This window comes from Hoylesella buccalis ATCC 35310 (assembly GCF_025151385.1).
In the GTDB taxonomy this organism is placed as follows: Bacteria; Bacteroidota; Bacteroidia; order Bacteroidales; family Bacteroidaceae; genus Prevotella; species Prevotella buccalis.
In genome coordinates this window covers 90,992-117,304 of the sequence record NZ_CP102287.1, presented here as the reverse complement: position 1 = coordinate 117,304, position 26,313 = coordinate 90,992, and the positions used below count along the sequence as shown (strand labels likewise).

Below are 26,313 nucleotides of genomic sequence, written 5' to 3'. Positions count from 1 at the left end.
TTAAAATCTTGTTCGCTTGATACCACTTTTCAAATAACCAGGAATGTTGTAGATGGTCTCGTGAGGAAACATGAAGAAGTTACGCAGGATTTTACTCATATTGCCTCTGAAAGCCTTGCACCTGCGCACATAATAATTCTTGGATTTACTTTTTGTGCGTACATCGTGATACCCAAAGTTTCCCGAGTCCAACACATAGCGCAGCACCTGTTTGCCCATGTCCGCATACCGCTCGTTATAAAGTGGCATCTTATCTTTGGAGTATCCCAAGAAGTCAACTGCCATGGCGGCAAACACTTTCCATATCTTTTCAATGCCCAAATACGTTACGTCACGAGCCAACTGCTCTTGGTCAATATCCGCATGGTGTGCATAAAGCAGGCGCATCCAGTCGGCTATCTGCCTCAAACCTATTCCGCCACCAAAATAATGTCTTGTCAAGTGTACAAAGACAAAGACAAGGTCCAACCGCAAGGGAGGCAGCACGGCAAAGCCACCCCCTACACAGACCTTTCTTTCCTTCTCCTCACGAAACATTGCATCACACCAAGCGGGGAAACGCTGTTCCAGGGTTTTATTCACATACGGATTGATGCGGCCATGCAGCTCCACCACTACATTGCGATACTGAAAGACAGCTTCCATTGTATCGGTGGCGAGAGGCTCTATCATCTTCATTTTTTGTTGACACAACTTGTAAGTCTCGGCTATCTGTTCCGTGTCGGGAATATATAGGTCGACATCTCCCGACTGTCTAGAAAGTGGGTCACGATAGTTTTGTGCCACCCCTTGTCCTTTCAGCAAGACAGGCACAACATCAATGTCTTCCAGCAAGTGATATATCTCGGGGATGGCAGCATTCATCGTTTCGTTGTTCCTCCTAACGGTGAGTACATACGTTATCAGTTTCATCTTCAATGGCTGCGGCAGCTCTGCTTCTCTCAAAAGCGAAATACCATCAGACACATTGCCTACAACAGCTTGTTTCTCTGCCATGCCCAGCACGGCTTTCCAGTCTATATGCTTACCTACAAGGACATCTTTGTGGGCAATCTCTCCCCACACTCCTGCTTTGTACAGTTCAAGGAAAACTTTTTCTGTATCCGTAAATGTCGTCATTTGCTATTCTTATTTTGCACAAGCTGCAGATACAAAGCGTGATACGCCTCGTACATACTCACTGAAGAGAACAGCTTGCATGCCTTTTGTTTGGCACGAAGCGGCTTGTCTTCCTCCTTTTCTGCTTGCAGGATCTTCTGTATCAAATCATCCGAGTGTCCTGATTGATAATAGGTAATCTCATCATCCGCATATTTTTCTTTCATCCCTCGAATGTCTGCACATACTATCTTCTTTCCATACATGGCTGCTTCTGTCAGTGCCAGGCAAAAGCCCTCGCTCAGACTTGTCTGCACATATACGTCCATAAGTGGCATGTATCGATGTCCTTCGGGGACAAAACCCATGAACATTACCCTTTGGGAAATGCCCAATTCAGCACACCGCTGTTGAAGAGGCAATCGCAAGTTTCCTTCGCCAATCACCAACAGGCGAAACCTGTCTGGCAACTGTGCAAGGGCTTGTACCAACTGTTCCACTCCCTTTATCTTCACCAATGAGGCACATGTACCTATGAGCGTGTGACCTCCCTTAAATTGCTGCACCTGCTCTTCTTCCTTGACGGACAGCTTACCCTGTGGCTTATCTATGCCATTGTAGCAACGAGCCAGTTTCTGCGCGTTCACCCAGCGTGAATAATAACCAACGGCATCATCGCTGAGCACCACTACCTTATCCAACGTCCTGACAGAAGCCAAGAACAACAGACTGAAAAGAGAGCCTCCCATTCTGCCAAATCCGACCCGAAACTCTTCCCATATATAACAATGTACCGTGGTTACAAATTTTGTTTTCTTGCCAAACCACGGCTTGTAAAAGGTAAGATATAAATTGGGGCGTATACCATGGGCATGCACAATATCGTAGTGGGAAAAGTTGATGGGCCGGTATCCGTCTACCTTTTCCGTGGGAAAAGGAAGTTCAAAGATGTTCTCGTCAAAGTAAAACACCTTGCACTCATGACCATGTTCAACCATTTGCTTCGCCAGTTGCATGACCACCGACACGGGACCTGCGTGCTTCAGCGCAGAAACCACATAAGCTATCCTCACCTCTTGATAACGCAGAAATGCTTTTTTAATTGTACAGCCACCCGAGCAATATGCGGATGTTGGCACGTAGCCATGTCTACTACCGTCACGCCTTTATAACTATTGAGCGTGTGCATGCGCGACGGCTGGCCGGTTGTGGGCGCAGAAAGTCGGCATACCCCATGAAAAGCGAGTCTGCCAATCTCATCTTTTGTTACCTGTTGTATGACAATGTCCTGCCCATAATAGAGTTTTCCGTCTTGTGCGGGTCGATATAGCTTACCTTCACATTCAAAAAACGCTCCTGCATTGCGAGCCGTTCTGTCTGCAAAAACGTATGACTCTCGTCGTACCTCCTCTCCTTGGGCATTATAAACAAACGTATGCAATACAGGATTGTCATACGGCAAGTAAGTTCCCAACAGCATCTCCTCCCCAAACACATCCGTAAGGACGGCATCCGCCAGAGGTTGTGTCGACACTACTTTCTCTTTACGGCAACTGTACGTCTCCTGATCAAACTCATACAACGTAAGTCCTTCGCCAAAAAGATTTTCGGGCATGATGTACACTTTGCCATTCTTGCGCACGATGCAAGGAAAACTAAGATGCCGTTCCACATCCAAGACAGGCGTGAGCTTCTTCAACTCAAGTGTGTTGCGCTCTACTGTCAACAACGATATGCGACCACGTCTCAAGTGTATGTCATAATCCTCTGCCAAAAGCAAGATTTCGTCATCCGTCACCTCCAACACAAAGGGGTCGGCAAACCATCGGTCGGTGTAGGAATGCCGAAGCATACGAACATAGAAAGATGCCCCATGCACCAACGCCTCCAACGACTTGTCGGGAAATCCGATGTTCCATTGTCTCTCCCTCACAACATGGTTGTATATACGTCCCAAAAGCATCCGTAAAAGCGAATATTTAGCTTTATTTTCGCAGAAAGCGTTGATACACCCAGGTTCTTACACTGTTGGGTAGCAAAAACTGTACGGTGCCACGCACCATATCGTTGTATATCATCTTGGGAAGGGATATGAGTCCGTGTTGCCACATCCACTTGTTCAATGCAAGCACATCCTTATAATACGCCATGCCACCTCTTCGTGCAAACTGGTCTCTGCCCGAACGCACGTTCACCACAATGTCGGGAATGTTGCGAAACTTGCATCCAGCCTCAATCATGCGCGCCCAAAGATAATAATCTTCTTGCTTGAAATCCTGCTGATAATTGCCGGCACGCAGCAGTTCGCTTTTCTTCATGACAACCGTAACATGATTCACACCACACCGCGATTGCATAAACCGCTTGATACCGCTGTCATCCAAAGGCAAGATGCGCTTGCTCACCACATGCTCAGGCGAGTCGACAAATTCGGTTATCATCCCCCCAACTACCGCCAAATCATGGTCTTCCTCAAAACATCTCATCTGTTTCTCAAAACGGTCGGGCAACGAAATGTCATCGCTGTCCATGCGAGCAAGATAATCATGCTGTGCCTTTTCCACGGCAATGCGCAACGCTCCACCCAATCCTCTGTTCTTATCCTGATAATAAGCATGCAAGCCCGCAAACCGAGCTTTCGTATTCTCCACCACATCTATTAACGCTTGTGGTACAGGACCATCGGCTATCAGCACAATCTCGTCTGGCACCAGCGTTTGACGAATGATGCTGTCCAAAGCCACCTGCAAATATTCAGGGTTGTCGTTTTTATAAATCGACATGATGACAGAAAACTTCAACCTACTCATGCTCTTTTATTTTTTTATCCTAACCTTTATAATTATCTACCAAAAACAAATCCTAACTGCATTGCATACAACGCCTTTGATATATACACACAAAGGCATGTGGAACAAACTCACAAATGCCGCCAAACTACTGGGATTGGGTTCAATATTCCAACCATAGTAACAATAAGACGACAAATGGCCTGTTATCACAGCAAGTATGGCAAATGCCTTGAGCGCATCAATACAGAAAACACGGGGATTCTCCATGAGAGATTATCTATTTATTCGAATTTCGAAAAATGTTTTTATGAAAAGGCACTACCAATGTGCATTCATATAAAGAATGATGTGACTACAAAAAACACTCACAAAACAGTGTTTGTAAAATTTATAATACGTTATATTGAAGGAATATAAATACTGAATTATCTTTACAAAGTGCCTCTCATAACTCGCGTGAAATCATCCAACAGCAAAATTGGTCGCAAATACGCAAAATTTGAGCAATGTTTGTAATTTGTTGATGTTGAGCATGTTAAAACAAAACCATCTCTTTTCATTCCTAATTTTATCAGTTTTTTGCGGCAAAGGCATTGAGACAAGCCTGCAAGTTGCATGCTTTAATGCGGTTATTACATGTTAATAACAGCTCTAATGCGTGTTTCCAAGGGCATTAAATCAATGCTTCAGTTTGAAAAGACATTTATTTTGTTAAAATTAGCCCATTTTTGTTGTGCGTTTGCCTATTGATTTTTTCTATTTTGAAGATTTTAGATGGTCGTTTTTTGGTAAAATAACACGACAAAAACTAACAAATACCTTAACCAAGAATCACCAAGCTAAGAATTCGTAACCGTATTAAAATAGGTACGCACGGTTCTTGCGTCCATTAAGCAAATATTACCAAATCTAAAACTAAAACTTGAGTTACTTCCTTCCTATGCTGTGATACTCAAATCCGAGAGCCTTCATGTCGTTTGGAACAAAGATGTTTCTTCCGTCAATAACCAGAGGCGTGTTCATAGATTTCTTCACAACTCCCCAGCTTGGCAGACGGAATTGTTTCCATTCAGTAAGCACCAACAATGCATCGGCATCAAGAACGGCATCATACATATCTGTAGCGTAAACTACAGCATCACCTACCCTACGCTGACATTCCTCCATGGCAACAGGATCGAAGACACAAATATTAGCACCTGCCTGTTTCAATAACTCAATAGTTATAAGCGAGGTTGCCTCTCGCATATCGTCTGTCTCTGCCTTGAAGGAAAGTCCCCATATTGCTATTTTTTTTCCTTTCAACTTGCCTTGATAGTAATTGTTCAGTTTCTTGAAAACAACTTCTTTCTGCGATGCGTTCACAGCCTCTACCGCCTTTAGCACTTTCATGTCGTAACCATTCTTCTCTGCTGTCTTTATCAGTGCTTTCACATCTTTTGGAAAACAACTTCCTCCATATCCACAACCTGGATACAAGAATTTATTTCCAATGCGTGTATCAGCACCTATACCTTTGCGAACCATGTTGACGTCGGCACCAATCAGCTCACATAAGTTGGCGATATCGTTCATAAAGCTGATACGAGTGGCGAGCATTGAATTGGCTGCGTATTTAATCATCTCCGCTGAAGGTATGTCTGTAAAGATGACACGAAAATTATTCATCATAAATGGACGGTACAACTTCACCAACAGTTCTTTGGCTCTGTCGCTTTCCACTCCTACGACGACACGGTCAGGACTCATAAAGTCCTTGATGGCTGCTCCCTCTTTCAGAAACTCGGGATTGCTTGCCACATCAAAGGGTATATCCACACCACGTTTGTCAAGTTCTTCCTGTATAGCAGCCTTGACTTTCTTAGCAGTTCCGACAGGAACGGTAGACTTGGTCACCAACACTGTATATTTGTTGATATTGGCTCCAACAGTATGCGCCACTTGCAACACATAATGCAAATCTGCACTTCCATCTTCGTCAGGAGGTGTGCCTACGGCAGAAAATACGACCTCCACATCTTCCAATACAGATGTTAAATCTGTGGTGAAATGTAGTCTTCCTTCTTTTACATTTCTCTGCACCATTTCATCCAAGCCCGGCTCGTAAATGGGTACAATGCCCTTCAAAAGCATGTCTACTTTCTTTTGATCTACATCTACGCAGGTTACGTTGGCACCCATTTCTGCAAAACAGGTTCCACTAACCAAACCTACATATCCTGTTCCTACTATTGCTATGTTCATATTTGAGTTTTTAAGTTAATGAGTTGGTAAGTTATTAAGTTGACAAGTTGACAAGTTAACGAGTTGACAAGTTGACAAGTTGACGAGTTAACGAGTTAATCTCTCAATGGATTTTGATCTGATTGATACCATTCCACAAACTTGCCAATTCCTTCGTGCAAACTAAAATGCGGCTGATAACCTAACTCTGTCTGTAGCCTTGTGGTGTCTGCATTGGTCTGATACACATCTCCCGGCTGCATAGGCAAATATATTTTTTCGGCTTTCTTACCCAATGCCTGCTCTATCTCCGCAATGAAATCCATGAGTTTTACAGGATGCGAACAGCCTATGTTATAAATTTTATAAGGCACATGGTGAGGACAGTCCTCTGCGTTCAAAGTAGAATCTATCACCCGTATCGTTCCATTGACAATATCATCGATGTAGGTAAAGTCGCGTATCATGTCGCCATGGTTGAACACCTTGATAGGTTCTCCTTTAGATATAGCGTTGGCAAACAACATTGGCGACATATCGGGGCGTCCCCAAGGACCGTAAACGGTAAAATACCTAAGTCCTGTTACACTGAACCCGTACAATTTGCCATACGCATGAGCCATCAGCTCGTTAGACTTCTTACTGGCAGCATACATGCTCACTGGCGAGTCAACCTTGTCGTTCTCATGATATGGCACATGTTCGTTAAGTCCGTACACTGAACTCGAAGAGGCAAAAACCAAATGACTTACCTCATGGTTTCTACAACACTCCAACACATTCAGGAATCCAACAAGATTGCTGTGCAGGTAGGCAAAGGGATTTTGTATGGAATATCTCACCCCTGCTTGAGCCGCCAAGTTCATCACCTTATCGAAGTGATAACGCAAGAAAAGTTGTTCCATCGCTTCCTTGTCTGCAATATCCATGCGCACAAACAAGCAGTTCTCAAATTTTGAACTCTGTACGATATTCTGATGCCAAGAAACGTCATATTCATTGAAACCACACATTTGCAGACGCCCATACTTCATGCGGACATCATAATAATCGTTGATGCAATCAACGCCCACAACAAAGTCACCTCGCTGTGCAAGTTCATACATTAGCTTCGAGCCAATGAAACCTGCCGCACCCGTTATAAGAATTTTCATATCTTGATAGGTTATGAGCGGTTTTATAAATTACCGCCGTAAAGTTTTTACATGTTAGTCTTTTTACATTTTGTCATCTTGCGGTCTCTTTTTATATAAAACAGGCTGCGCCTCAACAATTCAAACAAGTTTGATTGTATTCGGCTTGCTCCGTTTTTGGTTCAATTTACTTGTTCGTTCAGTCGTATAGCGCGCTATACTCCTTCACTCACAAGTAAATTGAACCAAAAATAGCTCCGCAATCTGTCAAAGCTAATTTATAGAACCGCCCTTATTTGACTATATTTTCTATTATCTGCATCCATTGTGCAGCTATGTTTTCTATTCGGAATTGTTCTCTCATCTTCCTGCTGTTCTGCCCAAATTGTTGGAGCAGAGACTCGTTGTCTAACAAGCTATCCAGACTCTCTGCCATTTGGTCAATGTCCCCACATGGCACTACATATCCATTTTCGCCCTCATGAACCAGTTCTTTAACTCCCGACACCCGTGTCGTCACGATAGGCAGCCCCACGCACACAGCCTCTATCATTGCATTGCTCATACCTTCTGAGTCGCTGCTCAGCGCAAAGACAGCACTTTCTCGGAGTCGTTCTACCACTTCCGCTGTCTTACCTGGCAGCATTATTCGCTTCGACAATCCTGGCACCATGCCTTCCATCTCATTAATATAATTGGTAAGCCGTCCTCGTTCTGGTCCCTCTCCATAAATGACCAGTCTCCATGCTTGATGCTTGGCGGCTATCTTGGCAAACGCTCCTATCAATACTTCATGCCGTTTTTGTGGATAGAGACGTGCCACAGAGATGATGGTCTTGGTTTTATGCACCTTTGTACTATCCACCTCTTTAAGGGCTTCTTCCCTTACGGGATTGAAAACAATACGAGTTTTTTTACGTATCCAATGCGGAAAGTAATCCTTAATGGCCTGTGTCTGTACCACAAAGACATTTGTAAAGGGCAAGACAAAGACTTTTAGCAATCGACGCACCAACGGTTGTGTGCGTGGGTCTATCCTCTCCGAAGATATGATGGGCGTATGCGTTCCAAGCAATGCCAATATGGTAAAGAGGTAGACACCTTCTGTAAAGGCAATCACGACATCGGGCTTTTCCTCGCAAACATGGTTTCTAAGCCAAGCCCTTCGTCTGTTCATATCTTGTAGGTTCTCTACAAATCTTACATTGCTGTCTTCTTCTGTAACTTGTTCATCCGTGCCCTTGGCAGACTTTTCGTTTGCGGTCATTACAACCTTCACTCGCTTGTTCACCTTATAATAATAGTCACTGTACCGCAAACATACTATCTCCACCTGATGACCTCTATCAACAAAGTCGCCAGAGAGCAGACTTACCACACGTTCTGCGCCACCACTGCCCAAAGAAGCTAAAGTAAATATAATTTTCATTGACTTGCTTTTTTCATTGACTGACGGATATGGTCAACGATGATTTGTGAAAACAACACCGCACCTTGTCGATTAAGAAGACACATATTCTGCCACTGACTTTTCCGTCCCGCAATGGAGAAGTACAACAGCAACACGGTTATAAAGAATAACAAAAAAATGAAAGAATTTACTAACATGATTCTAATAAAATTGCTATCACACTTTTATAAGTAGCTTTCGCAACGGATTGATATTTTTTTTGCAACGGATGAACACGGAAATTCACGGATTTTATAATATTCCGTGTCAGTCCGAGAAACTCCGATGCTTAACACTCTTTATTGCAACGGACAAGTATTCTTTTTGCAACGGATAGGCACGGAAATTCACGGATTTTATAATATTCTGTGTCAATCCGTGAAACTCCGATGCTTAACTATTTTTGTAACGGATAGGCACGGAAGTACACGGATTTATCTTATTCCCTGTTAATCCGATGATCAAAATCACAAACCACTGGACCTATACGCCTAACAAATTTTCTATCACCACAGAAATTAAACACAAAACCAACTTGCTTTTTAGTTGTTGTGAGATAGTTGATAAGTTGTGCCACATGCTCGTTAGTAATAGTTGTCACCGCCTTTAGCTCCAAAATAATCACATCGTTTACGATTATGTCTGCCACAAAGTCACCAACAATCAACTTTTCTTTATAGGTCACCTGCAACGGCACTTGTTCAGCAACAAGTAATCCTCGTTGCTTCAATTCATAAACGAATGCGCGTTCGTACACCTTTTCGGCATACTCGATTGCCAAGTTATGACAAACCTCATAAAAAGCCTCAATTATTTTATCTGTTATGTCCCTATAAAGTAGCATATAACCAGATTTTTAGATTCTTATTTACGCAACGGATAGGTATTTTTGTAACGGACAAACACGGATCCACTCGGATTAATTTTTTCCGTGTCAATCCGTAAAACTCCGATGCTAAACACTCTATTGAAACAGATAAGTATTCTTTTCGCAACGGATAGGCACGGAAATTCACTGATTTTATATTATTCCGTGTCAGTCCGTGAAACTCCGATGCGACATACAGTATAACAACAGGCAAGCACGGGGTTAATCCTCCTCAGCCTTCTGTCGCTTCAGAACATCGTACAGGTAGAAAAGGTAACCAACAGGTTTAAGTAGGTAGCACCACCAAGGAAGCCGCGGCTTCTTGCCATGATAACAAACAAGGTATCTCCAAAAGCTAATGGCATCAAGCACATGTCGCTGCACACCAAAGCGTTCATCACATATCTGATGCGAATAATACAGCATGGTTCCTTGTGGCGACTGGCGATGTAGCTGTCGAAGATGATGTGATAATCCGTCCTCTAAATACTGGCAAATATAAATGTTGGCATTAAAATGTCTCAACAAATACGTTTTGGCTATCTCATTAAACACCACATCCTCGGTAACGAACTTCTCGCCAATAAATTCTGGAAAAGGATACTTACGCAGTACATCCGTCTTGAAAGCTTCGGCAATATCGCCACGCATTTTATGTTTCTGCCGAAACGTTACACTGTCATCATCCAATACATCGGTAGTGAATCGTTTACAAATCCGTTCGCCATGAGAGTATGTCCGCATACCTGCAACGCCAGCAAACCTGTTGTTGTCTTTTATTTGCTGATAATAGTCAACCAACACAGCAAGGCTGTCGGTGGGAAGGTAGTCATCACTATCAATGATAAAGAACAACTCACCATGTGCCAGCTCTACTCCACGATTGATTGCTCTGTGCTTGCCACCATTCGCTTGATAATAATACCGTATCGTTATCTTCTGCTCCTGTGCCCACTGCTGTACCAATCTTTTTGTATCGTCTATACTGCCGTCGTCAATAACCAACCATTCAAAATCTGTGTAGGTCTGGTGTATTAAACTCTCATACAATCTTGGCAATGAATAAGCACGATTATATGTGGAAGTAAAAACTGTAACAAGGGGCATGTTGTAAAAAGCAAGTACTTAAAAGCACATCAATTTATTTTTGCAACGGATAAACACAGATATACACGGATTTTTAATATTCTGTGGCAGTCCGTGAAACTCCGATGCTACACACACATTATTGTAAGAGATTGTTTTTTTCAGCGGACAAGCATGGATGTATGCGGTTTATTTTTATATCCGTATCAGAATTTACTACAACAAATTCACCTATTTATTATATATTACGAAGTAAGTTTTAAGAATGCTTTTTCAACTTCTTCCAACCCATATTTTATATGATAACTTTTATCTAAAGGTATCCAACTTCCAATTTCCAAATCCGCCTTATGCGGTTCAATATGATTATAACCAGACCCATGAAAAAACGTAATTTCTCCAAAATACACTTTTCCATCTACATTATACAAATCAACTCTACAGTGAGGAAATGGCTTTGAAAGAATTTTTGCACATTCTACCATATAATCAAAATTCTTGGGCTTTTTAATTGAATTATCAAGAAAGTTTTCACGAGTTTCTTTTATTTCAAGCAAATTAAATTGCATATCATACACATTTCTATAATAATGCTCTGAATGTCCTCCGTCTTTGTCACAAGCGCCAATATCTAAGAATAAAAGTTTTGGAACGCCAGCAAAGCACATAAATTTATAATCCAAAAGAGAGCCTCCGTCAAGTGGTCTTAAGATTTTTTCAATTACGATTTGAGGCTTTATATACTTATAATTATATTCAAAACCATAATAATAAAAGTTATTACGAAGTAAAGGTCTAAATATTTTTTTTATTTTTTCTTTATCGAAATTATCTTTCGTACAAATTATATTCCCACCTGAAAGATGATTGCACTTCAAAAAGAATTCATTCGGTAGCTTTTCTATGTCTATATCATCTACACTTGTAAAACTCGCATAACACTCATTTAAGATATCGCGTAAGCCACATTTCTCAACATATTTTCTTACCAAATATTTATCCGTACAAATGGTCATAAGAGGATTGAAATAATGAAGTTTCAACCACCAAATTTTCTCGTCAAACGTTTGTGGGTTATCAATACTTAATTTCGTATGATACAGGACATAATATTTAATATGTGCATACATCCTTTTGGGTATAAGAAAGGCTCTCATACGGAAATAACAACGCTTTAAGTTGTTATAAAATAATGTCTCTTTTATTTTCATTCTAAATCTAATTAAATGCTCTGTTATAATTATATCTTTTTTTATTAGAAATGTGTATTATCAATAAAATTGTTGCGTGATTAAATAAAAAACCTATATATGCTTTAAGTAGTTAGGCTACGAGAAATGATTGGCGGAAAGATTCCACCATATTCTCCGATACCGCAGTATTATTTTATACGGCCTTAATTCCCTCACCGATAGAAACAAAGTCGCCTAAGATGTGAATTCGTATCATAAGATATTCACTACTGTCCACGAAAATCTTTTAATAATCTCTTGAAACGCCTATAAATACAAGCTTGTAGGAGATAAAATAGACTCCCTACTTTTGAAAAGAGTATCTTTGCCACAAATTACAATTTGAAAGCAGATACTTATGAACAAAGGTCGATACGTATTTTCACAGCTGTGCGACTTTCTGCCGACAGACCATTTCAAATGGTTGATAAAAAAGTATGAAGGTAATAAATATGTGAAGAGTTTCACTTGTTGGAATCATCTGATGGTTCTTCTATTTGGTCAGTTGTCTAATCGTGAGGGATTACGAGACCTTATTGTAACCATCACTCCGTTCAAGTCAGCGTTCCACCATCTTGGTTTTGGAAAGAATGTCAGTAGAAGCAATTTGAGCAAGGCCAATGAAATACGCGAAGTCAAGATATTCCAAGAGTTTGCAGACAAGATGGTTTCCATAGCAAGAGAGAAACGAGGAGTCGTCAAGGACTTCTTCATATCGAACAATGTCTATGCGTTTGACTCCTCAACAATATCATTGTGCCTTTCTGTATACTGGTGGACTAAACTGCATCATGGGAAAGGAGGAGTGAAATTGCATGAACTGTATGACGTGAAGACAGACATTCCGACATTTTCTGTCATTACAGACGCTTCAGTTCACGATTCTCAAGTGATGGAGCTAATTCCCTATGAGAAAGAGAGTTTCTATATATTTGACAGAGCGTATATGGCAACTAGGAAACTTTATATAATAGAAGGAGCAGAAGCTTACTTTGTCGTGAGAGAGAAGCATAAAATGCCGTTTGAGGTCATAGAGGATAAAGAATACAACAACCCTTCATCTGGAATTATGGCTGACCAAATTATACGTTTCAAGGGATACAAGACTAAGAAGCAATATCCAAATAAACTTCGACGAGTGGTATTCTATGACTATGATGGTAATAGGACATTTGTATTTTACACGAACAATTTTGAAATTACAGCGGAACAGGTTGCTATGCTTTACAAATACAGATGGAGAGTAGAACTGTTCTTCAAATGGCTGAAGCAACATCTGCGCATCAAAGAGTTTTATGGAACCTCGGAGAATGCTGTAAAAATACAAATCTATGCAGCTATCATTGCATATTGTCTTGTCGTTATCGTACAAGAATGTATGGGGCTAAAGCTTCAAACCTATGATGTTCTAAGAATTTTAAGCACGGCATTGTTGACAAAAATGCCATTGTGTGACTTGCTCATTGAACAGAAAGAGGAAGAATTTACTGAAGGAAAAAACCTGCAGCTCTGCCTCAATTTTGATGGGTAACTATCAATTTGTTACTTTTTGAAATGTTAAAGGGTTTTCGTGGACAGTAGTGTAAGATATTATATAGTGTTTGTCTAAAAATGTTTAACTACTTTTTTCAACAATTCCTCCCATCTTTTTATCGTCTTATCCATTGTATAATATTTAGAACGCTCAATGGCAGCTTCTTGAACTTTTTGTCGATAAATATCATCACCTATCATTTTTTTGATTGCTAAAGCTAATGCATCCACATCGTTTGGAACACAAATTAACCCTTCAGAATCATTACGAATAATCTCCCGTTGCCGCCCTTTGAAATCGCAAGCCACACAAGCACATCCCTGAGACATAGCTTCAATGAGAACCAATCCAAAGCCCTCGTATCTACTACTTAAAACAAGGATAGCCGATTGCTTGTATCTATCAACAATATTTTTTTGATATCCCAAGAATTTTACTTGATTTTCAACTTCTGATTTCCGAACAATATCCTGCAACAACTCTAAATCTTCTTTTTTCCCTTCTCCAGCAATTTCCAAAGTCCAATCAGGATATTGTTTGGCTATTGTTCCCCAAGCCTTTAACAAGATGTCAAAACCTTTATAATGCCAGTCATCAATTCTTCCTGCAGCCAATACAATCTTGTCTTTTACAGGTAAGTTAATAATAGGGGTTAGGAAAAGAGGATTAGGCATAACTACCGTATTCTTTAAACGCAATCCTATGAACTCTTTATCAGCCTCTGTTAGTATTGTTACACAACAATATAATTTATTTATATAGAATTTCGTTATAATCTGCCATTTAGTAAGAGGTGTATTTTGGGGTCTTTCAAAGGCATTATGCTCAGTCATGATAACAGGAATATTCAATCCTATCGTAGCCAATTTCGCAACCAAGCTGCATGTTTCCATAATACCAATAATTACATCCGGTCGATAAGTTTTGGCGTATTTACGAATATTTGGCAACGTGCTTGCCCACTTCTCAATTTTAGAAGATATACTTGAAAATAAAGGCAAGAGCTGTACACTACTCTCTATCTCATACGTTGGCTCTTCCAAAGTATTAGATATGAGATATACGCTATGAGAAACGGACAAGCCATTAGCGAGCATTACGCCCACACGCTCAGCACCCCCATACGACAATCTGCTACAGACAATAAATATCTTCATAAGTTTATTTTTTCGAAAAAAACAATGCCTATAATTGCTGCAATATTTGTTCACCTCTCATCATTATCATGGCACTGCTATACTTATCATGGAAGAAATAGACAAACACAACTCCACAAGCCAGTAAAAAAATCATACGCCATTTCATAGAAAGAGATTTTGCCATAAGTGGGAGCATAAAGATTTCCAGGGTGGCAAACATCGTTGAGGTGCGACCAGAAAGAGCTGTATAATTGCAGAAAATGATAAGAAACAATGTGGAATAAAAATACCCCGTGCGGTATACATCATAATACGATGAAAAGCATCGTAACCTATCCTCCATAAATGTAAACATCAACAAAATGCCAACTTGAAAATAAATCATAGGATTTGCAAGTCCTTTCGCTTCATCCACATACATTCCCTCTGTATAAGTAGAATATTGCAAGTCTTCACTATACGCCTCAACAAAATTGGCAATTGAAGAGAACATTACCTGAGAAACAATAAAAGCCAGAACCAATCCAATAACGATGTGGCTCTTTTTCAATTTTAACAGACAAAGGAAATAAAGTGGTAAGCCGATAATAGCCATATGATGGAACTGGTAAGCCACAAAAACCAACAAGAGATAATGCCACATCTTTCGTTCTTTGATAAGGTCTACCCCAAGCACAACCAATAATATTGCTAACGAAGAACGCATCTGTATAAAATCTCGATTAAGCAAAAAGCGACCTATATAGACACAAAGCCCAATCAAAGCAAACACAGAATATCTTTGCAGATTCTTATACAACAAAAACATGGATAGCCCACCCATGACGAACAGATAAAATCGACTATTATCAACTATTGCCTTGACACATGATGCCAAAAACCAATATCCCGATTCGGCATAGCCAAATGGTTTCGCATTGAAAGAGAAATCCCATGGCAGTGGTGCCATATCAAAAGCCATCTGATACACCAACTCATCTGGCCATGCCGTCCGGACACCAATGGCGTATGTAAGTACACACAGAGCCAAAATCAGAACCTTATGCTGGTATTTTACTTTATTCTGAATAACCAGTACAAAGCAAAACAAATAAAATAAAGCAAAAAGAACAACCATCACGACAAAAGTTTATGCTTGAAATGAATAAGAGCAGATACTATTTTTATGGTTGGTTGATAAAAACCAAGCATCGAGACATACAAAAGTATCTTTTCAAAAAGAGAATATGGCGAAGCCAAAATAATATTTTTGTACCTATAAAATATTTCATGAAACTCTGCAGAAGTAAATACTTCTTTACCAAAAATGAAGGCTCTTGAAACCATGGCAGCAGATTTACGTTGATAAGCATGCTCTTCAACACCAGTTCCTTGTAAAAGAGTTGCATAAAGTTCTCTTAATTGCAAATCTTTGTGAAGTGAATTCTTGTTATAGTGTTTGGAAAGAGAGCCTTGCGCAGAATCTTTGACATAATGATAAAAAGCTTTGGGTAAATAATCCACTTTGATATCATGCTTAAGAAGTGAACAAATAACATATTCATCTTCACAAAACGACACTTCATTTGGAAACGAAATATTATATTTACGATAGCATGCTGTTCTAATGAGTTTATTACAGCAAGATCCCATAAGATGATCAAATATTTCTTTAAGTACAACCCTACTTTCCAATGATGACGGTTTCTGCCTAATATAGCTTTGCTTAACAGGACTATTAATATAGAAATCACAAATCACCATATCTGTATCATGTCTTTTGGCACACCTATAAAGTTCTTGCAACATCTCTGGTTCTACCCAATCATCAGGATCCACATGTATGGAATACTCACCTCTTGCACGTTCTATACCGCATTGTCGTGCGGCAGAAACACCCTTGTTGCATTGATGAACAACCTTTACCCGCTTGTCCTTGCGTACATATTCATCACAAATATATCCTGAATTATCTGTACTCCCATCATCTATCAGGATAACCTCAAACTCGGTAAGAGTCTGACCTAATACACTATCCAAAGCCTTACATAGTGTCTTGTCTGCCTGATATATAGGAATAATAACAGAGACGAGAGGGGTTGCTTTATTCATTTAGTCTTTACCTTAAAATAAATATTATCTAATAATGAAGAGAATTTTTCTAGTCCACAAAGATTCATAAATAAGCGTAACTTTCGCGTCCATTTACTTGTATCTTCTATAAACAATACAGGCTTATAAAGTACGTTAAGTTTGTTTTTACGTATCCACACATTCATTAAATATTCAGAAAAATATCCCAATTCTCGTGGAGCAATCCCAAATGAGCTTTCATCCAATTGTTTTTCAACTAAAAATAGTATATTAAACAGCCATTCACAATAATCATCAAATAATTGTTTACTACAAATTATAATATTGCCTGCACACAATCGATTAATATAAAATTCTTTTTCAAATTCTTCAAGATATTCAGGATAAAGTTGTATTATGGCAGGTTTAACAAATCGATAAAAGCAAAATTCTGGAATATCTTCTTTTATTCTAAAATAGCCACTACGCTCACCTTGTTTTTTGGATTTATTACTAACTATCACATCATAATGTTTCATATACTCGACTATTTCTTGCTCCGATAAAATAACTTTATGAGGATTCAATGCAACTTTTTTGTGCGCCAAGTATCTTCTGTAGTGAACCAAGCCAACATAATCAACATTATGAATATTCTTCCATATATGGTATAATCCTGTAAGTTCACAATAAATACCATTCCTATTTGAAATATTATCGATATTGTCGTTGTCTTTTACGGCATTATTTATAGCTATATTTGGATGTAATGAAGCTCCTACATGTATAAATTGATAGCATTCATCTCCTAATAATTCTGCTGGCTTATGTGCAGCAACAAATATTTTAACTTTGGGGTCTTTCATTTGAAAATTAGTTTTTATTAACAATCATTCCGTTCCGTTTCCTAAAATTCTGATACATTTTACGTAAATAAGCGACTATTTTCTCTACTATATAAAACACACAAGAGTGACCAGGATTTTTTTTCTCATACAGACAATCATGTAACATCATATATTTGTCATAATCTCTCTTTAATGGATGAACACAATCAGTATGCCATGGCTTCTCTCCAGATGTATAATGAACAATAATAGGAGAACATCTATCTTTAGCAACATTTTCCCACTTATCAGCTCTTAACCAAGTAAGCTCACCATAAAATCCTTGTTGAAAGTTATAAGTATAATCTAAGTATAAAACCTTCCCTTCAAGTACAACGTTTAAGGCATCTTGATCAGGACACATCAACCACCCTGCATTCGCAATATAATCAATTAATTTTTTTGCAATATCATATTTTCTCCAATAATCTAAATTCATCAATAACACTCCTGAATTGAAATAACGAGAAAACATATTAATCCTGTTGTGCATTCTAACATCATCGCCACATTGATCCTCTACGACTCCACAAGCATAATTTGTTAGATCTATATTAAAGAGATTCCTCAAAGAATGTCTAACAATTATATCGCAATCTAAATATAAGACAGATGAGTCATTGATAATCTCAGGAAGCATGAATCTGAAGTACATAGATCGGGGGAGTCGTCCTGTCACTTGAAGTCCCTCAAATATTTTGCCATCTATAACTTTCACCTCTACAGGCTTCTTATAGTATTTTTCAAGATAATGAAACTTCTTGAGATTTTCATCTAACAATCCTTCTGTCATCACATAGATGTGGCAGTCTTCAAGTTTGTTATTTTCTAAAATAGATGTAATGCAAATTGCGCAATGGTTGGCATATCTGTCATCTGTACACAGTGCTATATTCATCATTATTATGATTTAATTTTCAATCGCATCTTTTAGCCATGCAATGGATTCTTGACTTAGTATTTTTAGTTTTAATTGTGCATCTTCTATACTACTTTTGGGCAATTTGCCATTGAAGTCACTGTCTACTAATCTGTCTTCAAGACCAAACATTTCAAGCAAGGAAGTAAAACGTGCCATTCCTCTATTTTTGTTTCCAATGACAATAAAAGGTTTTCCAAAGATAATAGAGAATACGCAGGCATGGAAACTGTCGGTTACAATATAGTCTGAATCTCTAAAACCTCTAATCCAATCTTCTACAGGGGGCTGAATACGTTCTTCGATAGGCGCCCATATATCATCTGCTTTAGAGTTAACTTTGAATGCCTTTATATTTAACTGCGTTGCGCACGTATTGACTATACGCATTTTCCAGTCCGATTCATCAAGAATGTATGCCATCAGTTTCTCTTGACGCTGATTAGAAAACGTAAACTGATGAAGTAACTTAATATAGTCTTCTTTTGTTAATAAGAGTGTTGGATCCAATACACGTTTAGCGTCCACATATAAATGCTCTTTACACAATTTTATTCCCGACTGCTCACGAACACTAATAGCATCAAAACTTTTTATTAACCTTTGGCATACTTTAGTTTCATCATCAGAATATTCCCATGTATCTACTCCAAAAGAAGGTGCGTATGCTATTCGTTTGCAATCCCAGTCTTTAGCAAACTCTAAAAAAGAATTATATCTATTCTTGCTGTTACCTAATATGCCAGCCCTCCAAATTTGGTCACTACCAACAACAATAGCATCGAAATTATTTTTTGATAATAGATTAGGCTTATCGATTGTAATATGGTGTATATATTGATTGATAAATTTCCTCGTATTAACCTCTATCCCTGGATATACTTTATGTTCATATGCTTCATTGAATATCCTGATATTCTTTTTGCCAATGTATTTAGCCTTTAACCGTCGTAGTAATTCCCTTGGATGGTTAAAAATATTCACTTTTTTAATATAAGGGCGGTCTATTACAACAACCTCATGCCCCATTCTCTCCAAGACGGTTTGTAACGCATAAGCCTGCAATAATCCTCCATAATTATAGTTCAGAGGTAATGTGTAGATTCCAATTTTCATTTTCCAATTATTCTATGATAGATTTTTGAAAAATGCCAACGATATTGACTCATTTTTGTTCGAAGCCTCACCGTGTACGTTGGTTTCATTATTTTCTCCATAGTTTCGATCACAGAATCTGCCTTATTGATATAATTAAAAAACGAATCTCTTTTAACGTGCCTTTTTGTATGTTCGTGCAAACCTTCATTATAAATTTTCGCTCTCTCCAAATCTGTTTCTTTGTACCTTACTTTTTCATAAGGAAAAGCAATTTCTCCCTTATTTGAATTAATGATTACTAAACATAGACCGTTATCATTTTCCATATCAGGCTCTATATGCTCTGCTCCCCAAAAATCAGCAATTGTTATGTCTGAATGGTTCCGCCCCTCTTTACAGGCGCAGTAATAGCATGCCTCACGTACAGAAAGCCCATCGAAAAAAGCACGCATATAAGGATCTTCAGAACGTGGGACAGAATAAGTCTGTTCCTTATTCTTAAATGTCAGCCGATATCCTCTCCAAGTATCATATTTATATCTAAAATTAACATGGGTAATTGCTTCACCTCCAAAATATGTATGTTTAACCTCTTGGAGATATCGACCCCAAAGCATAGGACTTGGAACCCCGTGACAAGCAACATCTACTGTCAATAGATTATCATAAGTAGTTCTTCCTAAAAAATGATTTAAGCCTGCAACTTGGCATGGTGTACCTGTATATAAAACTTTGCGTCCTTCTTGTAAAAACTTTTCTACTTTACGAAAAGAATCACCTACACTGGCTTGAACATATTTAGATCCCCTAAATAGTCTTAAGTCCTCAGTTTGCTCTACATAATCAATATTTACCTGCCAGTTTTCATTAAATCGTGCTCCAAATACAACTCCTCCATCTTCTAAAACAGGTGTTGCTAACAATGTAAAAACCCCGCCAGAAGTACTCACGAAACACATGTCTTCGTCCCTATTATAGGCACCAAGAGTCTTAATCGGAGACTGCTTGTCCCAGGGACTTTGGATTGGGCAGGTATCTACACACAATGAGCAATGAATACAAATATCTTCATTTGCCTTCGCATATAGAAAGCCTTCATCATCCGTTTGCATGGAAATACAACTGACAGGACAAACATTTACGCAAGCTGTGCATCCGTTACAATCTTTCTTATCTTCAATATTTATCATTAGAAATGAGTACTGATCGTATTATTATATCTTTAATGCTCAAAATTTAATTGCTTTTTACGTACTCTCAAATATCCTCCTCCTAAACTTGAAGTAAGCATTCTTATACATTTTTGAACTTAACATTTAATAAAATGTTTAACTTTTCTCGAAATCTTCATGATTGAAAACAATAAATTCGATTTAAAAACCCTTTGCTGTGTATGAAACCGTTTTGGTATAGGTTTATTTCTCTCCACAAAATAATCTAATGCTTGATTAAAATATTCTCTATCCATGGATTCATATCCGAGCTGTAGTTTATCCAGAGCATATTTCTCATCCAATAGATCTTGATAAAGATGCAGATCGTCAGTGGGCATATCTATAGTAATCAAAGTATTTTTAATAGCCTTTATAAATTCCTCGATGGCCTTCTTTCGCTTTTCAAAAGTTTTATAATTCCCATTGCTTATACTATCTTCTCTTACAAGATAGTAACACAATGGTTCTTGAATGAATCCTCGGCAGTATTTGTAATACATCGGTAACAATATCTGCCAATTTGGGCCTATTGGAGATGGATAGATTTTACGATTGATATGTGTAGCATCAAAAGCGGACATCCTACACATCTGGCAGGCTGCTGTGAAGACCGAATTACTTAACAATGCTTGGACAAAGTGATTACGATCGAATCTATTAGGATTGTACCTAGAAAGAACACCATATGCACAATCTACTTGTTTTTCTGAAACTAACCATGCATCACTGGTTACAACTGCACAGTCGGGATGTTCCTCCAAATACTTAACTTTTTTTTCTATAGAATCGGGAGTTAGCCAATCATCATACTCTGGCCAACACAGATATTCACCATTCACATATTGTAACCCTTTTTCAACTGCAGTAGAGACTCCGCCGTTTTCTTTATAAATATATTGGAAAGATATTCCTCTATCTTCAAATTTGTTTTTATAAGAAAGAACAACATCTTTTGTTCCGTCCGTAGAACCATCATCTACATAAATATATTCTATATGGGTGTATGTTTGTAATAAAATAGAATCACTACTGTCCACGAAAACCCTTTAACATTTCAAAAAGTAACAAATTGATAGTTACCCATCAAAATTGAGGCAGAGCTGCAGGTTTTTTCCTTCAGTAAATTCTTCCTCTTTCTGTTCAATGAGCAAGTCACACAATGGCATTTTTGTCAACAATGCCGTGCTTAAAATTCTTAGAACATCATAGGTTTGAAGCTTTAGCCCCATACATTCTTGTACGATAACGACAAGACAATATGCAATGATAGCTGCATAGATTTGTATTTTTACAGCATTCTCCGAGGTTCCATAAAACTCTTTGATGCGCAGATGTTGCTTCAGCCATTTGAAGAACAGTTCTACTCTCCATCTGTATTTGTAAAGCATAGCAACCTGTTCCGCTGTAATTTCAAAATTGTTCGTGTAAAATACAAATGTCCTATTACCATCATAGTCATAGAATACCACTCGTCGAAGTTTATTTGGATATTGCTTCTTAGTCTTGTATCCCTTGAAACGTATAATTTGGTCAGCCATAATTCCAGATGAAGGGTTGTTGTATTCTTTATCCTCTATGACCTCAAACGGCATTTTATGCTTCTCTCTCACGACAAAGTAAGCTTCTGCTCCTTCTATTATATAAAGTTTCCTAGTTGCCATATACGCTCTGTCAAATATATAGAAACTCTCTTTCTCATAGGGAATTAGCTCCATCACTTGAGAATCGTGAACTGAAGCGTCTGTAATGACAGAAAATGTCGGAATGTCTGTCTTCACGTCATACAGTTCATGCAATTTCACTCCTCCTTTCCCATGATGCAGTTTAGTCCACCAGTATACAGAAAGGCACAATGATATTGTTGAGGAGTCAAACGCATAGACATTGTTCGATATGAAGAAGTCCTTGACGACTCCTCGTTTCTCTCTTGCTATGGAAACCATCTTGTCTGCAAACTCTTGGAATATCTTGACTTCGCGTATTTCATTGGCCTTGCTCAAATTGCTTCTACTGACATTCTTTCCAAAACCAAGATGGTGGAACGCTGACTTGAACGGAGTGATGGTTACAATAAGGTCTCGTAATCCCTCACGATTAGACAACTGACCAAATAGAAGAACCATCAGATGATTCCAACAAGTGAAACTCTTCACATATTTATTACCTTCATACTTTTTTATCAACCATTTGAAATGGTCTGTCGGCAGAAAGTCGCACAGCTGTGAAAATACGTATCGACCTTTGTTCATAAGTATCTGCTTTCAAATTGTAATTTGTGGCAAAGATACTCTTTTCAAAAGTAGGGAGTCTATTTTATCTCCTACAAGCTTGTATTTATAGGCGTTTCAAGAGATTATTAAAAGATTTTCGTGGACAGTAGTGAAATAGAATCTAATAAACGATATACAAATGACTTGCCATTCCACCCTGGCGTGATTATACTCACTAACGGTTGATTAATTTTAGTCATTTTATTCTTTTAATTTTAATTAAGACGTTTTCCTTAATAATATTCCCTATATATTCAAGTTCCATAAACCTGAATATTTTAGAAATTATATAATAAAATAAAGAACCTATTATTGTGCCTGCTATAATTTGCAATGGTAAAATTGCAAATAAACTACATATATAATAAATTAATCCTCCCATAATTAGAGATAAAAAGAATGAAGGAGACAAATCTTGCATTTGTTCTATAAAGCCAACTCCAATCAACTTTCCTGTATAAAAAGTATTAATAAACAAAGTAAAATAGGCAGAAATAACACTTCCAATACACATTGCTACAACACCCATCGGAACGGTAACTACCACAACTAAAATCAATAATATTTTTTCTACAATTGTAATTCTTAAGAACAAATCAGAACGTCCTTTAACTTGCAATAAATTCATATTTAAAGAAGATATTGGTTTCCACATCGCTGAAAAGCACAAAATTTGTAAAAAGATGACACAAGGAATCCATTTTTCTGATATCATAACTATTACTAAAGGACGTGCCATTGCTGCGAGTGCTATCATAACAGGAAAAACCAGATAAGCAGAAACACGCAGCATCTTTCGATAAATTACAGATAATTCTTGTGTATCATCCTGTATTCTGCTCAAAATTGGTAATGTAACATTAGAAATTACATCATTTACCGTAGCGGAAGGTAATGCTGCATAACCTTCACCTCTCGAATAATATCCTAAAGCAGCTGAAGAAAACTTTTTACCAATGACAATTGGATATATATTTCCAAATATACAATTTAGCAAATTAGAAATCAATATTTTAGATCCATAAGAAAAAAGTTCTTTAAAAGATTGTGTCGAAAATTTAAATCCGGGAAACCAATGCTGGTAGTGGTAATATAATCCAAATCTAATATAAATCATTACAATATTAGGTATTACTAGAGCATATACTCCCAAACCATAAAAAGCCAATGCAACGGAAATGAGTCCTGTAGAGATGGTTGTTACTACATTGATAAAACTCATTGTTCTAAACTGCAAATCCACTATCATCTTTGCTCCTTGGACAGCTAACAAACAGCCACTTGCACTTTGTATTGCAAATAAATATATTATATTTTTTAAAACAGGTTGATGATAAAAATCTGCGAAGATGGGGGCAAAAACAACCATAAACACAGCCATCAGTATATTCATGACTACATTGAAAATAAAAACCGTAGAAAAATCCTCTGGTGTCCTATCTTTCTTACGAATTAGTGCATTTGTAAAACCTGAGTCGACAAGTATGGCACAAACACCATTAAGGATTGCGACCATGCCTATCAGGCCATAATCTGATGGGTCTAATAAGCGAGCCATAATAATGCTTTGGATGAACATTACACCCTGTACAGAAAACTTCTCAAGAAATTTCCAAAACACACCAGATATGGTTTTTTCTTTTAAACTTTGTTCTTTCACTTTAAAATCAAAGGTTATGAAAAAGTAAACTAAAACATATTCAATACCTTTTCAACAATAGGAGCCATGTCATAATACTTATATTCTGCAAGTCGACCACCAAACAAGACATGGGTTTCTTTGTCAGCTAATTGCTTATACTTCAGATATACCTCATTATTTACACCATTGTTTACGGGATAATAAGGCTCCATTCCAGATTTCCACTCTACGGAATATTCCTTTGATATAACTGTATGCGCACATTTATTCACCTCATTTCCAAATTTCTCAAAATGTTTATGCTCTATAATTCGTGTATATGGCACTGCTATATCAGTATAATTCACCACCGCATTACCTTGGAAATTAGAAAGATTGAGTACTTCCTGCTCGAAAAAAACAGTTCGGTATTCAAGATTTCCAAATTGATAATTATAGAATTCATCAATCTTACCAGTGAAAACAATCTTGTCGGCAATACCTTCCCAATGTTTCCTGTTTTCAAAAAAGTCTGTGTCGACCTTGGTTTCTACACCTTCTAACAACGCTTTTATAAGCATATTGTATCCGCCTTTTGGAATTCCTTGATACCCATCATTAAAATAGTTATTATCAAAAACCAATCGAACAGGCAGTCGCTTGATAATAAATGCTGGGAGCTCAGTACACTTGCGTCCCCACTGCTTTTCCGTATATCCTTTTATTAATTTCTCGTATATGTCTTTACCTATTAATGTCAAGGCTTGTTCCTCAAGATTTCTGGGTTCAGTTACCCCATCAGCTTGCATCTTCTTTACTGCCTCAGAGCGTTGTTCGTCTAATTTTGCGTTTGCTTCTTCTGGAGTTGTTACACCCCACATTTGATAGAAAGTATTCATATTGAAAGGCAAATTATAAAGTTTCCCCTTATAATTTGCAACAGGTGAATTTGTATAACGGTTAAATTCTACCAGGGAATTTACAAAATCCCACACTCTTTTACTTGAAGTATGAAATATATGGGCACCATAGCGATGCACATTAATTCCTTCAATATTTTCACAAAACAAATTACCTCCTAATTGAGGTCGCTTTTCTATAACCAAACATTTTTTCCCATTTTTGTGTGCAAGATAAGCAAACATGGCACCAAAGAGTCCAGCTCCAACTATTAAATAATCATATTGCTTTTCCATTTATTTGTTTTTTATGCAGTTCAAAAAAATATAACCTCATGAATTCCTACAGCTCATTCATTTATAAATAATGTTTTTTATAATGATAAGCACTAATAAAAACTGCGTATATGAAATTAGTTATACACAGTGTATGAAACGACAATTAGTTCTGAATTTTCTTTACAAAGTACCTCTCATAACTCTCGTGAAAACAACCAACACCAAAGTGGGTCGCAAATACGCTAAAAATCAGAGACTTTTATAACACGTTGATATGAATATATTATACATAAAGAACTTATTTTCACTCCCATTTTTACCGTTTTTTGTCGACTAAAGCATTAAGATAAGCCTGCAATTTGCATGCTTTAAGGCTGTTATGTCATGTAAATAACACCTCTAATGAGTGTTTCCAAGGGCGTTAAGTCAATGTTCTAACTTGAAAAGACGTCTATTTTGACAAAATCAGCACATTTTTGTTGAGCGTTTGCCTATTAAATTTTTCTATTTTGAAGATTT

Annotated in this window: 22 protein-coding genes; 1 reads left to right on the top strand and 21 read right to left on the bottom strand. The window is 37.9% G+C overall.

Annotation, left to right across the window (positions count from 1 at the left end):
• The 10 genes from NQ518_RS00445 to NQ518_RS00400 all read right to left on the bottom strand — a co-directional run bounded on the left by NQ518_RS00445 (nt 1) and on the right by NQ518_RS00400 (nt 11,861).
• Nucleotides 1-1,119 carry a nucleotidyltransferase domain-containing protein gene (locus NQ518_RS00445; protein WP_227961343.1) on the bottom strand — a complete coding sequence of 373 codons (1,119 nt, stop codon included), beginning with the start codon at nt 1,117-1,119 and terminating at the stop codon, nt 1-3.
• Nucleotides 1,116-2,171 carry a glycosyltransferase family 4 protein gene (locus NQ518_RS00440; protein WP_227961344.1) on the bottom strand — a complete coding sequence of 352 codons (1,056 nt, stop codon included), beginning with the start codon at nt 2,169-2,171 and terminating at the stop codon, nt 1,116-1,118. Before NQ518_RS00440 ends, NQ518_RS00445 begins: the two co-directional genes overlap by 4 nt.
• On the bottom strand, nt 2,168-3,031 hold the full coding sequence (locus tag NQ518_RS00435; protein WP_227961346.1) for a glucosamine inositolphosphorylceramide transferase family protein: 864 nt from the start codon (nt 3,029-3,031) through the stop codon (nt 2,168-2,170). Before NQ518_RS00435 ends, NQ518_RS00440 begins: the two co-directional genes overlap by 4 nt.
• Nucleotides 3,032-3,083: 52 nt before the next feature.
• Entirely contained in the window at nt 3,084-3,908 is an 825-nt protein-coding gene (locus tag NQ518_RS00430; RefSeq protein WP_227961348.1) for a glycosyltransferase, read from the bottom strand.
• 909 nt (nt 3,909-4,817) lie between these two features.
• Nucleotides 4,818-6,134, bottom strand: a complete 1,317-nt coding sequence (locus NQ518_RS00425) for a UDP-glucose dehydrogenase family protein (RefSeq protein ID WP_227961350.1) — start codon at nt 6,132-6,134, stop codon at nt 4,818-4,820.
• Between the two features lie 95 nt (nt 6,135-6,229).
• Nucleotides 6,230-7,267 (bottom strand): NAD-dependent epimerase/dehydratase family protein, encoded by a 1,038-nt coding sequence (locus NQ518_RS00420; protein ID WP_227961351.1) that lies wholly within the window; start codon nt 7,265-7,267, stop codon nt 6,230-6,232.
• 271 nt (nt 7,268-7,538) lie between these two features.
• Entirely contained in the window at nt 7,539-8,675 is a 1,137-nt protein-coding gene (locus NQ518_RS00415; protein WP_227961353.1) for a glycosyltransferase, read from the bottom strand.
• A 460-nt stretch (nt 8,676-9,135) separates the two neighbouring features.
• Nucleotides 9,136-9,540 (bottom strand): GxxExxY protein, encoded by a 405-nt coding sequence (locus NQ518_RS00410; protein ID WP_227961355.1) that lies wholly within the window; start codon nt 9,538-9,540, stop codon nt 9,136-9,138.
• Nucleotides 9,541-9,786: 246 nt separating this feature from the next.
• Nucleotides 9,787-10,671 (bottom strand): glycosyltransferase family 2 protein, encoded by an 885-nt coding sequence (locus NQ518_RS00405; protein ID WP_227961357.1) that lies wholly within the window; start codon nt 10,669-10,671, stop codon nt 9,787-9,789.
• A 224-nt stretch (nt 10,672-10,895) separates the two neighbouring features.
• Complete coding sequence (locus NQ518_RS00400; protein WP_227961359.1) at nt 10,896-11,861, bottom strand: ATP-grasp fold amidoligase family protein; 966 nt, start codon at nt 11,859-11,861, stop codon at nt 10,896-10,898.
• 379 nt (nt 11,862-12,240) lie between these two features.
• On the opposite strand from NQ518_RS00400, the gene NQ518_RS00395 reads away from it, so the two are divergent.
• Nucleotides 12,241-13,413: an IS4 family transposase gene (locus NQ518_RS00395; RefSeq protein ID WP_227208630.1), complete on the top strand. Its 1,173-nt coding sequence runs from the start codon at nt 12,241-12,243 to the stop codon at nt 13,411-13,413.
• A gap of 74 nt (nt 13,414-13,487) precedes the next feature.
• On the opposite strand, the gene NQ518_RS00390 is transcribed toward NQ518_RS00395, so the two are convergent.
• The 11 genes from NQ518_RS00390 to glf form a co-directional block, all read right to left on the bottom strand.
• Entirely contained in the window at nt 13,488-14,573 is a 1,086-nt protein-coding gene (locus NQ518_RS00390; RefSeq protein ID WP_227961361.1) for a glycosyltransferase family 4 protein, read from the bottom strand.
• A 28-nt stretch (nt 14,574-14,601) separates the two neighbouring features.
• Nucleotides 14,602-15,672: an EpsG family protein gene (locus tag NQ518_RS00385; RefSeq protein WP_227961363.1), complete on the bottom strand. Its 1,071-nt coding sequence runs from the start codon at nt 15,670-15,672 to the stop codon at nt 14,602-14,604.
• On the bottom strand, nt 15,672-16,646 hold the full coding sequence (locus NQ518_RS00380; RefSeq protein WP_227961365.1) for a glycosyltransferase family 2 protein: 975 nt from the start codon (nt 16,644-16,646) through the stop codon (nt 15,672-15,674). Before NQ518_RS00380 ends, NQ518_RS00385 begins: the two co-directional genes overlap by 1 nt.
• Nucleotides 16,643-17,473 (bottom strand): DUF4422 domain-containing protein, encoded by an 831-nt coding sequence (locus NQ518_RS00375; RefSeq protein WP_227961366.1) that lies wholly within the window; start codon nt 17,471-17,473, stop codon nt 16,643-16,645. Before NQ518_RS00375 ends, NQ518_RS00380 begins: the two co-directional genes overlap by 4 nt.
• Nucleotides 17,474-17,480: 7 nt before the next feature.
• Nucleotides 17,481-18,395, bottom strand: coding sequence for a glycosyltransferase family 8 protein (locus tag NQ518_RS00370; protein WP_227961368.1), 915 nt, complete (start codon nt 18,393-18,395; stop codon nt 17,481-17,483).
• Between the two features lie 9 nt (nt 18,396-18,404).
• Nucleotides 18,405-19,529 carry a polysaccharide pyruvyl transferase family protein gene (locus NQ518_RS00365; protein WP_227961370.1) on the bottom strand — a complete coding sequence of 375 codons (1,125 nt, stop codon included), beginning with the start codon at nt 19,527-19,529 and terminating at the stop codon, nt 18,405-18,407.
• Nucleotides 19,526-20,701 (bottom strand): Coenzyme F420 hydrogenase/dehydrogenase, beta subunit C-terminal domain, encoded by a 1,176-nt coding sequence (locus tag NQ518_RS00360; RefSeq protein WP_227961372.1) that lies wholly within the window; start codon nt 20,699-20,701, stop codon nt 19,526-19,528. Before NQ518_RS00360 ends, NQ518_RS00365 begins: the two co-directional genes overlap by 4 nt.
• Nucleotides 20,702-20,820: 119 nt before the next feature.
• Nucleotides 20,821-21,762 carry a glycosyltransferase family A protein gene (locus tag NQ518_RS00355; RefSeq protein WP_227961374.1) on the bottom strand — a complete coding sequence of 314 codons (942 nt, stop codon included), beginning with the start codon at nt 21,760-21,762 and terminating at the stop codon, nt 20,821-20,823.
• Nucleotides 21,763-21,801: 39 nt separating this feature from the next.
• On the bottom strand, nt 21,802-22,974 hold the full coding sequence (locus tag NQ518_RS00350) for an IS4 family transposase (RefSeq protein WP_227208630.1): 1,173 nt from the start codon (nt 22,972-22,974) through the stop codon (nt 21,802-21,804).
• 217 nt (nt 22,975-23,191) lie between these two features.
• Nucleotides 23,192-24,655 carry a lipopolysaccharide biosynthesis protein gene (locus NQ518_RS00345; RefSeq protein WP_227961376.1) on the bottom strand — a complete coding sequence of 488 codons (1,464 nt, stop codon included), beginning with the start codon at nt 24,653-24,655 and terminating at the stop codon, nt 23,192-23,194.
• A 29-nt stretch (nt 24,656-24,684) separates the two neighbouring features.
• Nucleotides 24,685-25,812 carry a UDP-galactopyranose mutase gene (gene glf / locus NQ518_RS00340; RefSeq protein ID WP_227961378.1) on the bottom strand — a complete coding sequence of 376 codons (1,128 nt, stop codon included), beginning with the start codon at nt 25,810-25,812 and terminating at the stop codon, nt 24,685-24,687.
• Between the last annotated feature and the right edge of the window lie 501 nt (nt 25,813-26,313).

What these genes read in the sequence shown, in the direction of transcription:
- NQ518_RS00430 (WP_227961348.1), bottom strand. Translation starts at nt 3,908, where the DNA reads ATGAGTAGGTTGAAGTTTTCTGTCATCATGTCGATTTATAAAAACGAC.
- NQ518_RS00400 (WP_227961359.1), bottom strand. Translation starts at nt 11,861, where the DNA reads ATGAAAATAAAAGAGACATTATTTTATAACAACTTAAAGCGTTGTTAT.
- glf (WP_227961378.1), bottom strand. Translation starts at nt 25,812, where the DNA reads ATGGAAAAGCAATATGATTATTTAATAGTTGGAGCTGGACTCTTTGGT.
- NQ518_RS00380 (WP_227961365.1), bottom strand. Translation starts at nt 16,646, where the DNA reads ATGAATAAAGCAACCCCTCTCGTCTCTGTTATTATTCCTATATATCAG.
- NQ518_RS00360 (WP_227961372.1), bottom strand. Translation starts at nt 20,701, where the DNA reads ATGATAAATATTGAAGATAAGAAAGATTGTAACGGATGCACAGCTTGC.
- NQ518_RS00390 (WP_227961361.1), bottom strand. Translation starts at nt 14,573, where the DNA reads ATGAAGATATTTATTGTCTGTAGCAGATTGTCGTATGGGGGTGCTGAG.
- NQ518_RS00365 (WP_227961370.1), bottom strand. Translation starts at nt 19,529, where the DNA reads ATGAAAATTGGAATCTACACATTACCTCTGAACTATAATTATGGAGGA.
- NQ518_RS00415 (WP_227961353.1), bottom strand. Translation starts at nt 8,675, where the DNA reads ATGAAAATTATATTTACTTTAGCTTCTTTGGGCAGTGGTGGCGCAGAA.
- NQ518_RS00445 (WP_227961343.1), bottom strand. Translation starts at nt 1,119, where the DNA reads ATGACGACATTTACGGATACAGAAAAAGTTTTCCTTGAACTGTACAAA.
- NQ518_RS00385 (WP_227961363.1), bottom strand. Translation starts at nt 15,672, where the DNA reads ATGGTTGTTCTTTTTGCTTTATTTTATTTGTTTTGCTTTGTACTGGTT.
- NQ518_RS00410 (WP_227961355.1), bottom strand. Translation starts at nt 9,540, where the DNA reads ATGCTACTTTATAGGGACATAACAGATAAAATAATTGAGGCTTTTTAT.
- NQ518_RS00370 (WP_227961368.1), bottom strand. Translation starts at nt 18,395, where the DNA reads ATGATGAATATAGCACTGTGTACAGATGACAGATATGCCAACCATTGC.
- NQ518_RS00420 (WP_227961351.1), bottom strand. Translation starts at nt 7,267, where the DNA reads ATGAAAATTCTTATAACGGGTGCGGCAGGTTTCATTGGCTCGAAGCTA.
- NQ518_RS00425 (WP_227961350.1), bottom strand. Translation starts at nt 6,134, where the DNA reads ATGAACATAGCAATAGTAGGAACAGGATATGTAGGTTTGGTTAGTGGA.
- NQ518_RS00350 (WP_227208630.1), bottom strand. Translation starts at nt 22,974, where the DNA reads ATGAACAAAGGTCGATACGTATTTTCACAGCTGTGCGACTTTCTGCCG.
- NQ518_RS00395 (WP_227208630.1), top strand. Translation starts at nt 12,241, where the DNA reads ATGAACAAAGGTCGATACGTATTTTCACAGCTGTGCGACTTTCTGCCG.
- NQ518_RS00405 (WP_227961357.1), bottom strand. Translation starts at nt 10,671, where the DNA reads ATGCCCCTTGTTACAGTTTTTACTTCCACATATAATCGTGCTTATTCA.
- NQ518_RS00375 (WP_227961366.1), bottom strand. Translation starts at nt 17,473, where the DNA reads ATGAAAGACCCCAAAGTTAAAATATTTGTTGCTGCACATAAGCCAGCA.